The 12,599-nt window shown below is 71.9% G+C and carries 13 protein-coding genes and 1 pseudogene; 9 read left to right on the top strand and 5 right to left on the bottom strand.

Translation table 11 applies throughout. The features are described from left to right. The first annotated feature begins 60 nt into the window (after nt 1–60). Nucleotides 61–984 carry an NAD(P)-dependent oxidoreductase gene (locus OHS82_RS03790; RefSeq protein ID WP_328433266.1) on the top strand — a complete coding sequence of 308 codons (924 nt, stop codon included), beginning with the start codon at nt 61–63 and terminating at the stop codon, nt 982–984. A 68-nt stretch (nt 985–1,052) separates the two neighbouring features. Here the strand turns inward: OHS82_RS03790 and OHS82_RS03785 are convergent. From OHS82_RS03785 to OHS82_RS03770, 4 genes and pseudogenes are all read right to left on the bottom strand, one after another. Then, nucleotides 1,053–1,720: pseudogene (locus tag OHS82_RS03785) on the bottom strand (helix-turn-helix transcriptional regulator); the annotation flags it as partial. Continuing rightward, on the bottom strand, nt 1,651–1,821 hold the full coding sequence (locus OHS82_RS03780; RefSeq protein WP_057577173.1) for a hypothetical protein: 171 nt from the start codon (nt 1,819–1,821) through the stop codon (nt 1,651–1,653). The pseudogene OHS82_RS03785 and the gene OHS82_RS03780, both read right to left, overlap by 70 nt. Nucleotides 1,822–1,978: 157 nt before the next feature. Next, nucleotides 1,979–2,623 (bottom strand): GAP family protein, encoded by a 645-nt coding sequence (locus tag OHS82_RS03775; protein ID WP_057581968.1) that lies wholly within the window; start codon nt 2,621–2,623, stop codon nt 1,979–1,981. Nucleotides 2,624–2,934: 311 nt separating this feature from the next. Continuing rightward, nucleotides 2,935–4,206: an APC family permease gene (locus OHS82_RS03770; RefSeq protein ID WP_328433265.1), complete on the bottom strand. Its 1,272-nt coding sequence runs from the start codon at nt 4,204–4,206 to the stop codon at nt 2,935–2,937. Between the two features lie 84 nt (nt 4,207–4,290). Here OHS82_RS03770 and OHS82_RS03765 point away from each other — a divergent pair, with 84 nt between their 5' ends. From OHS82_RS03765 to OHS82_RS03730, 8 genes are all read left to right on the top strand, one after another. Next, nucleotides 4,291–5,082 (top strand): arsenate reductase/protein-tyrosine-phosphatase family protein, encoded by a 792-nt coding sequence (locus OHS82_RS03765; RefSeq protein WP_328433264.1) that lies wholly within the window; start codon nt 4,291–4,293, stop codon nt 5,080–5,082. Beyond that, on the top strand, nt 5,079–5,267 hold the full coding sequence (locus tag OHS82_RS03760) for a hypothetical protein (RefSeq protein WP_328433263.1): 189 nt from the start codon (nt 5,079–5,081) through the stop codon (nt 5,265–5,267). Before OHS82_RS03765 ends, OHS82_RS03760 begins: the two co-directional genes overlap by 4 nt. A gap of 131 nt (nt 5,268–5,398) precedes the next feature. After that, the gene (locus tag OHS82_RS03755; RefSeq protein ID WP_328433262.1) at nt 5,399–6,289 is read left to right on the top strand and encodes an alkaline phosphatase family protein; all 891 of its coding nucleotides are present in this window, start codon (nt 5,399–5,401) and stop codon (nt 6,287–6,289) included. A 5-nt stretch (nt 6,290–6,294) separates the two neighbouring features. Beyond that, complete coding sequence (locus tag OHS82_RS03750) at nt 6,295–7,647, top strand: MFS transporter (RefSeq protein ID WP_328433261.1); 1,353 nt, start codon at nt 6,295–6,297, stop codon at nt 7,645–7,647. Next, nucleotides 7,644–8,666: a TolB family protein gene (locus OHS82_RS03745; RefSeq protein WP_057581959.1), complete on the top strand. Its 1,023-nt coding sequence runs from the start codon at nt 7,644–7,646 to the stop codon at nt 8,664–8,666. The genes OHS82_RS03750 and OHS82_RS03745 overlap by 4 nt, the downstream gene beginning before the upstream one ends. Before the next feature lie 151 nt (nt 8,667–8,817). Beyond that, nucleotides 8,818–9,750, top strand: coding sequence for a hypothetical protein (locus tag OHS82_RS03740; protein ID WP_328433260.1), 933 nt, complete (start codon nt 8,818–8,820; stop codon nt 9,748–9,750). 306 nt (nt 9,751–10,056) lie between these two features. Further along, complete coding sequence (locus tag OHS82_RS03735; RefSeq protein ID WP_057581957.1) at nt 10,057–10,710, top strand: DUF4232 domain-containing protein; 654 nt, start codon at nt 10,057–10,059, stop codon at nt 10,708–10,710. Nucleotides 10,711–10,825: 115 nt separating this feature from the next. Beyond that, nucleotides 10,826–11,203, top strand: a complete 378-nt coding sequence (locus OHS82_RS03730; protein WP_057581955.1) for a hypothetical protein — start codon at nt 10,826–10,828, stop codon at nt 11,201–11,203. A 130-nt stretch (nt 11,204–11,333) separates the two neighbouring features. On the opposite strand, the gene OHS82_RS03725 is transcribed toward OHS82_RS03730, so the two are convergent. After that, nucleotides 11,334–12,539, bottom strand: coding sequence for a helix-turn-helix domain-containing protein (locus OHS82_RS03725; RefSeq protein ID WP_328433259.1), 1,206 nt, complete (start codon nt 12,537–12,539; stop codon nt 11,334–11,336). Nucleotides 12,540–12,599 lie beyond the last annotated feature (60 nt).

Genomic DNA, 12,599 nt, shown 5'->3' with positions numbered 1-12,599 from the left:
AAGTACCGCAGAAAATAGTGGGTACTTCCGACCCTAGTACTGCTGTCCGAGCATGGAGGGGTGAACGCACAACAGCACCACCCCACCAGGCAGAACAGCGCTGTCACCGTGATCGGACTGGGCCCGATGGGCCAGGCCATGACCCGCGCCCTCCTCGCCGCCGGCCACCCGGTCACCGTCTGGAACCGCACTCCCGGCCGGGCCGACGGCGTCGTCGCCGACGGCGCGAGACCCGCCACGACACCCGGCGAGGCGCTCGAAGCGAGTGACCTCGTGATCCTCAGTCTCACCGACTACCGGGCGATGTACGACATCCTCGACGACGCCGCCGCGTCACTCGCCGGCAGGACACTCGTCAACCTGAGCTCGGACACACCGGACCGCACCCGCAAGGCGGCGACCTGGGCTGCGGGTCACCACGCCGACTTCCTCACCGGCGGTGTCATGGTCCCCGCACCGATGGTCGGCACCGCCGCGGCCACGGTCTTCTACAGCGGGTCCGGCGAAGTGATGGAGCGTCACAGGGCGGCGTTGGCCCCGCTCGGCGCGGCGAGGTACCTGGGTGCGGACCCGGGACTCGCCCAGATGATGTACCAAGCCCAACTCGCGGTGTTCCTCACCACGTTGTCCGCGTTGATGCACGCCACCGCCATGCTGGGCACCGCAGGAACGAAGGCCGCGGAAGCACTGCCGGAGCTGTTGTCGTTCACCGACACGATCGGCGCCGTTCTCAGGGCCGGCGAAGCGGCGCCCGGAGCCGCGCTGGACGCCGGGGAGCATCCCGGTGACCTGAGCACGGTCACCATGATGGGCGCGACATCGGACCACATCGTCGAGACCAGCAGGGCGCTCGGCCTCGACCTCGCGCTTCCCCTGGCGGTCCAGGCTCACTACCGGCGAGCGATCGAGGACGGCCACGGCGGTGACAACTGGACCCGCGTCATCGACGCCATCCGCGATCCGCACCACCAGGTGCGGGACTGACGAAGGCGGCCCGTGCTCCTCGGCCGGCGGCCTGACGACGCCGGCCTGTTGCGCGGCAGTGACGGTCGGCCCGGCGGACGGGAGCCCGGTGTGTGGTCGAAGGTGCGACGGAAGACGTCGATGAAGGCGCTGGCCGAGGACCAGCCGCACCGGTGCGCCACCGCGGTCACCGGTTCCTTCCCGGCGAGCAGGACCAGCGCGTGCTGAAGCCGCAACTGGGTGCGCCACTGGGGGAACGTCATGCCGGGGTCGCCGCGGAAGAGCCGGGACAGCGTGCGGTCGCTCGCGCCGACCTGGCTGCCCGGCTCGGCGAGAGTGCGGGGGTCGGCCGGGTCGCCGGCAGGATGTCGCACAGCGCGCGCAGCAGGGGTGCGGCAGGTGTGGGCAGATGCAGGGGCGCCTGCGGGGAGGCCCGTACCTGGTCGAGCAGCACCGCGCGCAACCGGGTCCGTTCGGGGCTGTCGTCGTCGGGCGCGTGGGTGTAGGCGATGATCAGTTCACGCAGCAGCGGGCCGACGGCCGGCACGGTCGGGGTGTCGAGACCGAGCGGGTTGTCGGCGGCGGGCAGCCCCCGTGACGTCGGAGCGCGCAGACCGTCAGCGGTGCGGGCATGCCTGTGGGCCCCGGGTGTTCCCGGAGCCCACAGGTCGACGGTGGTGCGGTGGACTACCAGCGATACCAGCGGCCCTTGCGGCCGCCGGTGTCGGCGCTGCGCATGACGAAGCCGAGCAGCCAGACCGCCAGCACGATGACGGCGATCCACCACAGTGCCTTCAGGGCGAAACCCGCACCGAAGAGGACCAGAGCCAGCAGAAGAACGAGAAGCAGGGGAACCATAGTTATCAACCTCCGTTGGTCCTCGTGCCCGGTGAATCGAAGAACACGCAGCCGATTCACCTGGTTTCTTCAGCGCTCTCACGGGAACCAGGTGAAGTTTCACGGACCTCGTGCCATCAGCGTAGGGGTCGTCGGCGGGGCGCATCACCTGCCCCTGTCAGGCGACCAGTTCGGCGATGCTCCTGGCCGTCAGCCACAGGCCCGTCAGCAGGGCGAGTGTGACGACCAGCTGCTCCTGGTGTTGCGCGAGCCAGCTCCGCAGGGCGTTCAACCGGGCGTTCGCGACCGCGGGAGCCCAGAGCGCGTACATCTCCATGGCGATGAGGCTGAGTGTGGCGAGCAGGCAGTAGGCGGTGAGCGCGAGCCAGTCGGCGAGGGTGGAGAGATTCGCGTCGACGGCCGTCGCGGCGCCGGCGCCGACCAGTGCCCAGGGCTGCAGCAGCCATGCCAGGCCGGCTGCCGTGGCCGGCGACGCGTTGTCGATCCGGGCGGTCCAGCGTGGCGGGCCGTGCGGGCGGGGTGGTCGGCGGTGCCGGTGTGCGCCGTAGACCACCAGTGCCAGGCCGAGGGCGACCTTCGCAGCGAGCACGGCGGTCGAGGGCGCGCTGTGCCGGGCCGGGGGCTTGCCGCCGGTCAGCAGCAGCACACAGGCGATCACCGCGACCAGGTTGGCCAGCCACGACAACAGGAACGCGAGCCCCTGACGGACGCCACGCCGCGAGGAGAGCAGCAGGATGAAGGCGCTGTTGTGCAGCGGCCCAAGGGTGACGGCCGTCCCGATCACCACCAGGTCGAGGACCATCGGTTCAACCGCTCCCGGATGTCAGGGCCGCCCGGCGCCCCTGGCTGGGCGGCCGGTCGGCAGAGTGTGGCGGTGCTGCGGTGCCGCATTTTCGACTCTGCGGGCGACGACCCGGCTGGTCAAGCAAGCCGCACCCGGATGGGGCGGCATCGGTCGGCCCGGGGAGCTGTCGACGAACGGTCGACCGCCTTCCGCGCCGCGGTCGCCGCCGCGCCCGGCCTCGACGTGCGGGCGCCGACCTGCCCCGAGTGGACGCTGCCCGATCCGGTTCAGCCCCTGGGCAGGGGCTGGTGCAGCACCTGGGCAGCGGTTCAGGACGCCCGACGGGCGGTGACGGCCCGGCGTGTTCCGTAGGCGGCGATGCCTGCGGCGAGGACCGTGCTGCCCCACGCGACGGACGCGGCGGGCAGGGTGAAGGCCAGCAGCAGACAGCCCGCCAGGCCGGCCGCGGGGACGATGCGGGGAGGGCGGTTCTCGTCCGGTGTGAGCGTCCAGGCGGAGGCGTTGGCGACGGCGTAGTACACGAGGACGCCGAAGGAGGAGAAGCCGATCGCGCCGCGTACGTCGGTGGTGGCGGCCAGCGTCACGACGACGGCGCCCACCACCAGTTCGGCGCGGTGCGGCACCTGGAAGCGGGGATGAACCGCGGCCAGGACATGGGGCAGGTGCCGGTCGCGGGCCATCGCCAGAGTGGTGCGGGAGACACCCAGGATCAGGGCGAGCAGGGAGCCGAGCGCGGCGACGGCCGCCCCGCCCCGGACGACGGGCGCCAGCCGGTCCGTCCCGGCCGTCCGCACCGCGTCCGAGAGCGGCGCGGCCGCCTCGCCCAGCCCGCGGGGGCCGAGCACCGTCAGGACGGCGACCGCCACGACCGCGTAGACGACCAGTGTGATGCCGAGAGCGAGCGGGACGGCGCGGGGGATGGTGCGCGCGGGATCGCGGACCTCCTCGCCGAGCGTGGCGATGCGGGCGTACCCGGCGAAGGCGAAGAACAGCAGGCCCGCGGCCTGCAGTACGCCGGTGACAGTGACGTCGGAGCCTACGTCCAGCCGGCCCGCGTCCGCCGCAGACGAGGTGAGGCAGGCGACCACGACCGCCGCCAGCACCGCCAGCACGACGGCGACGACGGCCCGGGTCAGCCATGCGGACTTCTGGATCCCGGCGTAGTTCACGGCGGTGAGCGCCACCACCGCGGCGACCGCCACCGCGTGGGCGTGATCGGGCCACACGTACGAGCCGACGGTCAGCGCCATCGCCGCACACGAGGCGGTCTTGCCGACCACGAAGGCCCAGCCCGCCAGGTAGCCCCAGACGTCGCCCAGGCGCTCGCGGCCGTAGACGTACGTGCCGCCGGAGGCCGGGTAGCGGGCGGCCAGCCGGGCGGAGGACGTGGCGTTGCAGTACGCCACCACCGCGGCCACCGCCAGAGCGACCAGCAGCCCGGAACCGGCCGCGCGGGCGGCCGGGGCAAGCGCCGCGAAGATGCCCGCGCCGATCATCGAGCCCAGTCCGACGAGTACGGCGTCCGCGACGCCGAGTCGCCGCTGCAGCTGCGGTGACGCGGGCTCGGTGGGCTGGTTCATGACGTGCCTCCGTCTTCCGGCGTGGAGGGTCGGGACTCCCGGGCAGCAAGGTACATCAACATGCTTTGATGTATTTTTGGATCCATGAGGCACTCTGGTGCTGCCGCGCCGGCGTTCGTGCGGCTGGCCGCCCACCCGCTGCGGTGGAGGCTGCTGGCCGAACTCGCCGCGAGCGACTACCGGGTCCGCGACCTGGTGCAACGGGTCGGCCGGCCGCAGAACCTGGTCTCCTACCATCTGCGGCTGCTGCGCGGCGCGGGGCTGGTCACCGCACACCGCAGCAGTTACGACGCCCGCGACAGCTACTACCACCTGGACCTGGAGCGATGCGCCCATGCGCTCGCCGACGCGGGTGGCGCCCTGCACCCGGCGTTGGGCTTCGCCCCCACCCCGCCACTGGCACCGCCCTTCCCGACGCGCACGGCCGGCCGACCCGCCGTCCTCTTCGCCTGCACCGGCAACAGCGCCCGCTCACCGATCGCGGAGGCACTGCTGCGTCACCGCACCAGAGGCCAGGTCGAGGTGACCAGCGCCGGCAGCCACCCCAAACCCGGTGTCCATGTCGACGCCGTACGCGTCCTGCGTGAGCAGTACGGCGTCGACATCTCGGGGCAGCGCCCACGACACCTGGACACGCTGCCCGGCCGCCGGTTCGACTACGTGATCAGCCTGTGCGACAAGGTCCGCGAGGTCTGCCCCGACGTCGGCGACGACCGGCCACGGCTGGTCCACTGGAGCATCCCCGACCCGACCGCAGCCAACGGACCGGGCCCCGTCGGCCGCTCCGCGTTCGTCCGCACGGCAGCAGAGATCGACACCCGCATCCGCTACCTGATGCCTGTGCTCGTCCCCACGCCACAAGCGGTCAACCAGTGACGACGACCGGCCGGTTCGCGAATGTCCGCCACCTCGTCGGCGGCCTGCGGGAAGCCGTCGGCTTCTCCACCGGCCACCTCGTCGGCGGCCTGCGGGAAGCCGTCGGCTTCTCCACCGGCCACCTCGGCCTCACCCTCCTGGAAGGGCGGATCGCGGCGCCGCCCATGGACTTTTCCTGTGCGTGACCTGTGCCTGGGGGGATCTTTGCCCGTCGGAGTCCACGGTTCGTCTGGCCTTCACCCGGCGACGGCCCGTTGCCCCTAGTGTTGCGGCGCCGCCCCCTCGAACGTCCGTCGCTTCTGTCCGGAGGACAGTCATGGCCGCCGTCAAGGCTCCCCAGCGCAACCGACGTTGCCTCTCCGCACTCGCCGGAGCCGTCGCCCTCACCGCCGCCTCGATCGGCCTGTGGACCGTCACGTCCACCACCGCCCAGGCCGCCGCTCTCCCGGCCCCCGACCACGTGGTGGTCGTGGTGATGGAGAACCACGCCTACACCCAGGTCATCGGCAGCTCCAGCGCCCCGTACATCAACAACACCCTCAAGGCGGGTGGCGCCAACCTCACCCAGTCCTACGGCCTCACCCACCCCAGTGAGCCGAACTACTACATGCTCTTCTCGGGCTCCAACCAGGGCCGCACCGACGACAGTTGCGTCAGCGTCGGGTCCATGTCCGCACCCAACCTCGGCTCCGAGCTGATCGCCGCGGGCAAGACATGGAAGAGCTACAACGAGTCGCTGCCCAGCCAGGGTTCGACCACCTGCAGCAGCGGCAACTACGCGCAGAAGCACAACCCGTGGTTCGGCTTCTCCAACGTGCCGACCAACACCGCGATGACCATGGCGCAGTTCCCGACCGACTACACGACCCTGCCCAAGGTCTCCTTCGTCGTCCCGAACCTGTGCAGCGACATGCACGACTGCTCGGTCTCCACGGGCGACACCTGGATCAAGAACAACCTGGGCGCCTACGCGACGTGGGCCAAGACCCACAACAGCATCCTCGCCGTCACCTTCGACGAGGACAACAAGCTGTCCGGCAACCGCATCCCCACCGTCTTCTACGGCGAGCACGTCACGGCCGGCAGTTCCACCGCCACCACCTACAACCACTACAACGTGCTGCGCACACTCGAGGACCTGGCCGGCCTGTCCACGCACGCGGGCAACGCCGCGTCGGCGTCCGACATCACCGGCATCTGGAACTGACGCCCGTGTACCTCGCGGACTCCCGCAGTACGGATTCCGGCAGCACCAAGGCCGTCGTCGTCCCGGACACCCGTCCGGGGCGGCGGCCGGCCGCCGTGCCCGCCACCGTGCTGGCCCTGGGCGCGGTCAGCCTCATCACCGACATCTCCTCGGAGATGGTCACCGCGGTGCTGCCCCTCTACGTGGTCGCGGGCCTCGGCCTGTCGCCGCTCGGGTTCGGTCTCCTCGACGGCATCAACAACGGCGTCGGGGCCCTGGTCCGGCTGGCCGGCGGCCACCTCGCCGACCGCGGCGGCCGCCGGCACAAGGTAGTGGCGGGCCTCGGCTACGGCCTCTCGGCGCTGTGCAAGCCGCTGCTGCTGCTCGCGCACACCCTGCCCGTGATCAGCGCCGTCCTCGCGGTCGACCGCACCGGCAAAGGCCTGCGTACCGCCCCCCGGGACGCGATGATCTCGCTGGCCACCGAGCCCGGGCGCCGGGGGCGGGCGTTCGGCGTGCACCGGGCCATGGACACCACCGGCGCGCTCCTCGGCCCGCTCGTCGCCTTCGCCGTGCTGCGGGCCACCGTCGACGGATACGACGCGGTCTTCGCGGTCAGCGGCTGCATCGCCGCGTTCGGCGTCCTGGTGCTGGTGCTTTTCGTGCCCCGCCGGATCTCTGCCCCCGCCGACGCCGTACGGCAGCCGGAGCACCGTGACCCGGTACCTGGCGATGCCCTGCGGCGGCCCGAGCCGACCCGGCCGCCGACGCTGCGGGACGCCATCGGGCTGCTGCGCCGCCCGCAACTGCGCCGGCTCACGGTGTGCGCGGCCCTGCTCGGCCTGACGACCGTCAGCGACGCCTTCCTCTATCTGCTGCTCCAGCGCGAAGGGAACCTTCCCGCCCACCTGTTCCCGCTGCTGCCACTGGGCACCGCCGCCTTCTTCCTGCTGCTCGCCGTGCCGCTCGGCGCGCTCGCCGACCGCGTCACCCGCCGCCGGCTCTTCCTGGCCGGCCACGGCGTCCTCCTGCTCGCCTACGGACTGGTGCTCTCCCCGTGGCACGGCGTTCCGGCCGTGGTGGCCGTCCTCGTCCTGCACGGCACGTTCTACGCGGCCACCGACGGCGTGCTCGCCGCCGCCACCGCGGGGGTGGCGCCGGCCCGGCAACAGGGCGCCGGACAGGCGCTGGTGGCCACCGGGCAGGCGCTGGCCCGGTTCGTCTGCTCGCTCGCCTTCGGCGCCGCGTGGAGCCTGTGGGGCGGCCGGACCGCGCTCGCCGTCACCGCCGCCGCACTGGCCGTCAGCGCCGTCGTCGCCGCGTTTCTCCTCCGTACCGCCGACGAGGCGCCCTTCGCCACTGATGAGGTGCGCGCATGACCCGGACAACCCGCCTGGTGATCCTGCTGGTCGCCGTCGCCCTGCTCGGCGCGGTCGGCACGGGGGCAGTGCTCCACGCCGCCCACCGGTCGGGCATGCGGGACGAGCAGCAGGCGGACGGTCCGACCGTGCGCGCCGGACCCGTCTCGCTGCGGCCGACGGCCGAACGCCGACTGCTGGTACGCAACCTGGCGTGGGGGCCGCACCGCGACGAGATCGCCACCGTGCCCGCCGACGATCCGCAGGGCCCGCGAACCGTGTCGGGCGTGAAGTGTCTGCGCTTCCACGCGGCGGCCGGCACCGGTATCTGCCTCCAGGCCGTGCACGGCCCACTGGAGGACACCTACCGCGCGGTGGTGCTCGACGCCCACCTGCGCGAACGGCACCGCTTCCCGGCGGCCGGCATCCCGACCCGGGCCCGGGTCTCGCCCTCCGGCCATCTGGTCGCCTGGACGGTGTTCGTCAGCGGAGACTCGTACGCCGGGACCGACTTCTCCACCCGCACCGCCATCGTCGACACCCGCACATGGGCGATCGACGACAACCTGGAGACGTTCGACGTCATCCGGGACGGCCGGTCCTTCCACGCGGCGGACGTCAACATCTGGGGCGTCACCTTCGCCGACGACCAGCGCTTCTACGCGACGCTGGCGACCGGCGGCCGTACCTACCTCGTCCGGGGCGACGTCACCGCACGCACGCTCACCACCTTGCACCGCAACGTCGAATGTCCGTCGCTCTCACCCGACGGCACCCGGATCGCCTACAAGAAGCGCGTCGAAGGCGCCTCCCCCGACGCTCCTTGGCGCCTGTACGTCCTGAACCTGCGGACCATGCGGGAGACCGCGACCGCCGAGGGCCGCAACATCGACGACCAGGCCCTGTGGGCCGACGGGGCCACCCTCGTCTACGCCCTGCCCGGCGACTACGGCTCGGACCTGTGGACCGTCCCCGCCGACGGCACCGGCAGAGCCCGTCGTCTGATGAACTCCGCGGTCGCCCCCGCCTATCTGGGGTGACGCCCGCCGCGCCCGCCGTCCCGGCCCGGGAGCGGGTGGGGGGCCAGCGGGTGGGGGGCGAAGTCGACGGTGAGGCAACGCTCCGTGCCCGGATGCCGTCTGGTCAACCGAGATGGCGCTGAGTCGGTGCCCATCAGGAACGGAGCGAATCGTGTTGATCGGCTTGGTGACAGCCGTTGCGGCGTCCGTCTGTTACGGCACGGGCTCGGTCCTGCAAGCCGTCGGGTCCCGCAGGTCCGCGCGGAGCGACGCGGCCACCTCGGCCCGCACCCAGTACGGGGGGCCGAGCCTCTCCTCGACCGCGAAGGCCGCGATGACCTGGGAGTTCGTCGTCGGTACCGTCCTGGACCTCGTGGGCTTCGGGCTCGGCGCACTGGCGGCTCGGCTGCTGCCGCTGTTCCTCTCGCAAACCGTGATCAGCGCCAACCTCATCATCACCGCGGTGCTGAGCGTGCGGCTCCTCGGCGTCCGGCTGACTCGCGCCGAATGGACGTCCATCGGCGTGGTCTGCGCGGCGCTCGTCCTGCTCGCGACGGCGGCGGGGGAGGAGGGCAGTGGACACGGCATCCCGATCGCCACGCACTGGTGGCTTCTCGCGGTCTCGCTCGCTCTGACGGTGGGCGGCACGGTCGCGGTACGCCTCGTCGGTCCCCGCGCGGCGATCCTGGCCGGCCTGCTGTCCGGCCTCAGTTTCGGCGCGCTCGGCGTGGGCGTGCGGATCCTGGGCGGCGTCGCCCCCTTCGACTTGACCGCGCTGCTCACGGATCCCGCCCTGTACGCGATCGTGACGGCGGGCGTAGGGGGGATGTACCTGCACACCGTCGCCTTGCAGATCGGTTCGGTCAACGGCGCCACCGCGGCCCTGGTCGTCGGCGAGACCGTGTTGCCGGGGGCCATCGGCGTGCTGTGGCTCGGCGACGCCTCGCGGGCCGGTCTCGCCTGGATGGCGGTGCTCGGCTTCGTCCTGGCGGTGGCGGGCGCGGTCGCCGTGGCATGGTTCGGCGGGCCCGAGGCGCACGAGACGCAGGAGACGCACGAGGCGGAGCAGCCGGAGCAGGTGCCGGAACCGGCTCCCACGCGCTGAACGCCCCACCTCCGGAGGGGTCCCGCATCCCGGACGGGCATCCCAGGCTGCCTTGTTCGTGCAGGTCGTCGGGGGTGGGATCGTCCCACCGTTGCAGGGTGGCGGTGGCTGTTGTCCCAGGCCCGGAAGGCGTCCGAGGCTGTGTGTGTCGCACCGGCTGAAGCGGTGGACGGCCCGACAGCACCACGACACCCGACCCACCCGGCAAGAGAGACATCCGTCCCTACGGGGGGCCGGGACGCAGGCGGTGTGCCGGGCCGCGGGCAGGTGCGACGACCTCGTACCGATCGGAAATGGAGCATGCAAATGAACGTGAAGTCTTTCGGTGGCCGCCGTGTGGCCGTGGCCGCGGGTCTCGTCCTGGCTCTCGGGTGGGGCGTGTCGGCGCAGGCCTCCGTCGCCGGGCCGCGGACGGTCGGCGGCAAGACCGAAGACGCGGTGGCGCACCGCTCGGACGCCGCCGCCGCGAAGAGCGCCCCCGCCGCGAAGAGCGCCGCCGCCGGGAAGGGCACCGTCGCCGCCTGCTCCCAGGACGTTCTCGGGGTGTCCGCGGTCAAGGAGCCCGCGGACAGCAAGGAGGCCAGGCACCTCCTCCTGATCGTCCAGAACGCCGGCGACAAGAAGTGCAATCTCTACCGCCACCCGCTGGTGCGGCTGGGCGCCGATGCCCGGACCACGGTGCCCGTGATCAAGGAGAGCGACGCGAACCCGGGGGTGCCCGTCACTCTGGCTCCGGGTGAAGAGGCCTACGCCGCCCTGCTCGTCAGCGGTGGCGCCAGGGACGAGTACGAGGCGAAGAGCATCACCCTCGGCCTCCAGGGCCGCAGGCCCGGCAGCAGCGCGGGCCGGCCGATCGACGTCCCCATGCCTGCCCCGACGCTGTACGCGGACGACGGTCAGCTCGTCACCTACTGGACGACCGCTTCCGGTTTCGCCCTGGACTTCATCATGTCGAAGTGACGGAGCTCGACCGGGACCGTTGCCCAGCGGCCGACCAGAACGCCCACCCGTACTGAACGCCCGCCGCACACAGGCGGGACACTTTCGAATGATGACTCGAGTTCTTGGAGGATTGATGAAGTCTGCCATCCGGAAGGCCGTCGGCTCTGCGGGGGTGGGCGTGGCTGTCGCGGCCATGTCCCTGACCGGCGCGTCCGCGGCCCACGCGGAGTCCCCCACCCAGGGCTGCCCGTACCCCTACGTCTGCTTCTACGTGGACAACGACGCCTTGCTCGCGGGCAAGCCGATGTCGAAGTACAAGGACGTCACCACCTCCTTTCAGGCGGTCACGCCCCGGCCGCACTACGGGGTCCTGAACACCCGGAACGACGACGTGGTGTACCTGCGGCTCCAGGGCGGAGGCTCGATCTGCCTTCCGCCGAACAGTTCGACCGTGTTCGCCAACTCCGCGGTCGTCAACGGGATAAAGATCTCCAGCAGCGCGACCTGCTAGATCCGCCGGATCCGGGGGATCGGCCGGCAGGCGTGTGGGACCGCGCCTGCCGCCGGGCCCCGGGCGGAACAGCGAGAGGCACGGCCTGTTGTTCCGTCAGCCACGGGTCCGGACCCTGCCTGACAGATGGTCAGGTCATGGGGACCCAGCCGCGGGGATCGCGGTACCAGTAGTGCGGTAGTCCTTTGATGCTGGTGGTGCGGAACGGACGGCCGTGGTCGTCGATGCGCACTGTGCCGGACCGGCCCTGCGAGGACCAGTCGAGGTCGAGGTACCAGTCGCAGGTGCAGGACTCGGTACGTGCGGCAAGCAGCAGGACCTCCGGATCCCGCAGGGACACCTGGTAGGGGAATCCGATCGCGGGGGCCGGTCGGTCCGGGTCGTTGCCGGGCCTGGACCGTGCCAGGGGCCGGCGTGCGTCGAGGTCCACGGCGAAGTAGCGGGGGACGAGGACGGCGCCGCAGCCTTCGTACATGGAGTAGGCGGACCCCGAGCGGTCGGCGGGGGTGACGCGGTCGACCACGCGCACATGCAGTGCCTCCAGCACCACGGCGGCGGAGCCGCGCCCCTGCACGGAGATCCGCAGATTGGTGGTCTGCCCGTGCACCGCCTTCTGGGACGTGGCCCACACCGAGGCGTCTGCCGGCGTCGGCGGCGGCGGGACCTGCTCCGGAGGCTTGGCGATGACGTAGTCATGGTCGCAATCGAGCTGCCAGAGCTGGGAGTCGGCCGTCCAGGTGAGCGGGGCCGGCGGCGCTGCCTTGCCCGCGTGGTCGTTCTGCGGGCTGCCGCCGCTGGGCGCGGCCGGCGCAGAGGGCTTCGGTGCGGCGCGGGCGGAGGTTGACGACCCACCGTCGTCAAAGGGGGGACCGGCAGCGGATGTGGTGAGGCCGGCGAACGCGAGGGCGAGCGAGGCCGCCAGCACCATCGATCGCACGGGCCGCCGTCGAGGCCCGGCGGACATGGTCTGCTCGGGCGCCTCGTCGGTCCGGTCGCCGTGGTCGACGGGTGCGGAGGAAGGCACAGGGCTCGCGGTGTCGTGGCGCGTCGGCGCCCGTCGGCCGTCGGAAGGGCGTGATCGTCGCCGTGCCGCGACCGCCAGGATCCACCTGCGGTGCAACTCCACGCGTTCCTCGGGGGAGGCTCCGCAGAGTGCGGCGAAGCGCTCGATCCCGCTGAAGTCCAGGGGAACGGCCTCCCCGGCGCAGTAGCGGTGCAGCGTGGAGGCGTTCATGCCCAGACGGCGGCCCAGCGCCGCGTAGCTGCGGTCCGTGCGCTCCTTCAGACGTGTCAGCAGCAGCGCGAACTCCACTACGTCGTCGTGGATTGCATCCATGTGGTCCGTACCCGCATCCATCCGTCGGCCCGTGCAGTCATGTCCCGATCCGGGACGGCA

It is taken from the genome of Streptomyces sp. NBC_00425, assembly GCF_036030735.1.
Classification (GTDB): domain Bacteria; phylum Actinomycetota; class Actinomycetes; order Streptomycetales; family Streptomycetaceae; genus Streptomyces.
The sequence above is the reverse complement of the archived record's forward strand: the minus strand, read 5'-3'. Positions and strand labels throughout refer to the sequence as shown.

Bases quoted from the DNA above. Each gene is read 5' to 3' on its own strand.
- OHS82_RS03780 (WP_057577173.1), bottom strand. From the start codon at position 1,821: ATGGTTCCCCTGCTTCTCGTTCTTCTGCTGGCTCTGGTCCTCTTCGGT.
- OHS82_RS03775 (WP_057581968.1), bottom strand. From the start codon at position 2,623: ATGGTCCTCGACCTGGTGGTGATCGGGACGGCCGTCACCCTTGGGCCG.
- OHS82_RS03770 (WP_328433265.1), bottom strand. From the start codon at position 4,206: ATGAACCAGCCCACCGAGCCCGCGTCACCGCAGCTGCAGCGGCGACTC.
- OHS82_RS03765 (WP_328433264.1), top strand. From the start codon at position 4,291: ATGAGGCACTCTGGTGCTGCCGCGCCGGCGTTCGTGCGGCTGGCCGCC.
- OHS82_RS03755 (WP_328433262.1), top strand. From the start codon at position 5,399: ATGGCCGCCGTCAAGGCTCCCCAGCGCAACCGACGTTGCCTCTCCGCA.
- OHS82_RS03745 (WP_057581959.1), top strand. From the start codon at position 7,644: ATGACCCGGACAACCCGCCTGGTGATCCTGCTGGTCGCCGTCGCCCTG.
- OHS82_RS03735 (WP_057581957.1), top strand. From the start codon at position 10,057: ATGAACGTGAAGTCTTTCGGTGGCCGCCGTGTGGCCGTGGCCGCGGGT.
- OHS82_RS03730 (WP_057581955.1), top strand. From the start codon at position 10,826: ATGAAGTCTGCCATCCGGAAGGCCGTCGGCTCTGCGGGGGTGGGCGTG.
- OHS82_RS03725 (WP_328433259.1), bottom strand. From the start codon at position 12,539: ATGGATGCAATCCACGACGACGTAGTGGAGTTCGCGCTGCTGCTGACA.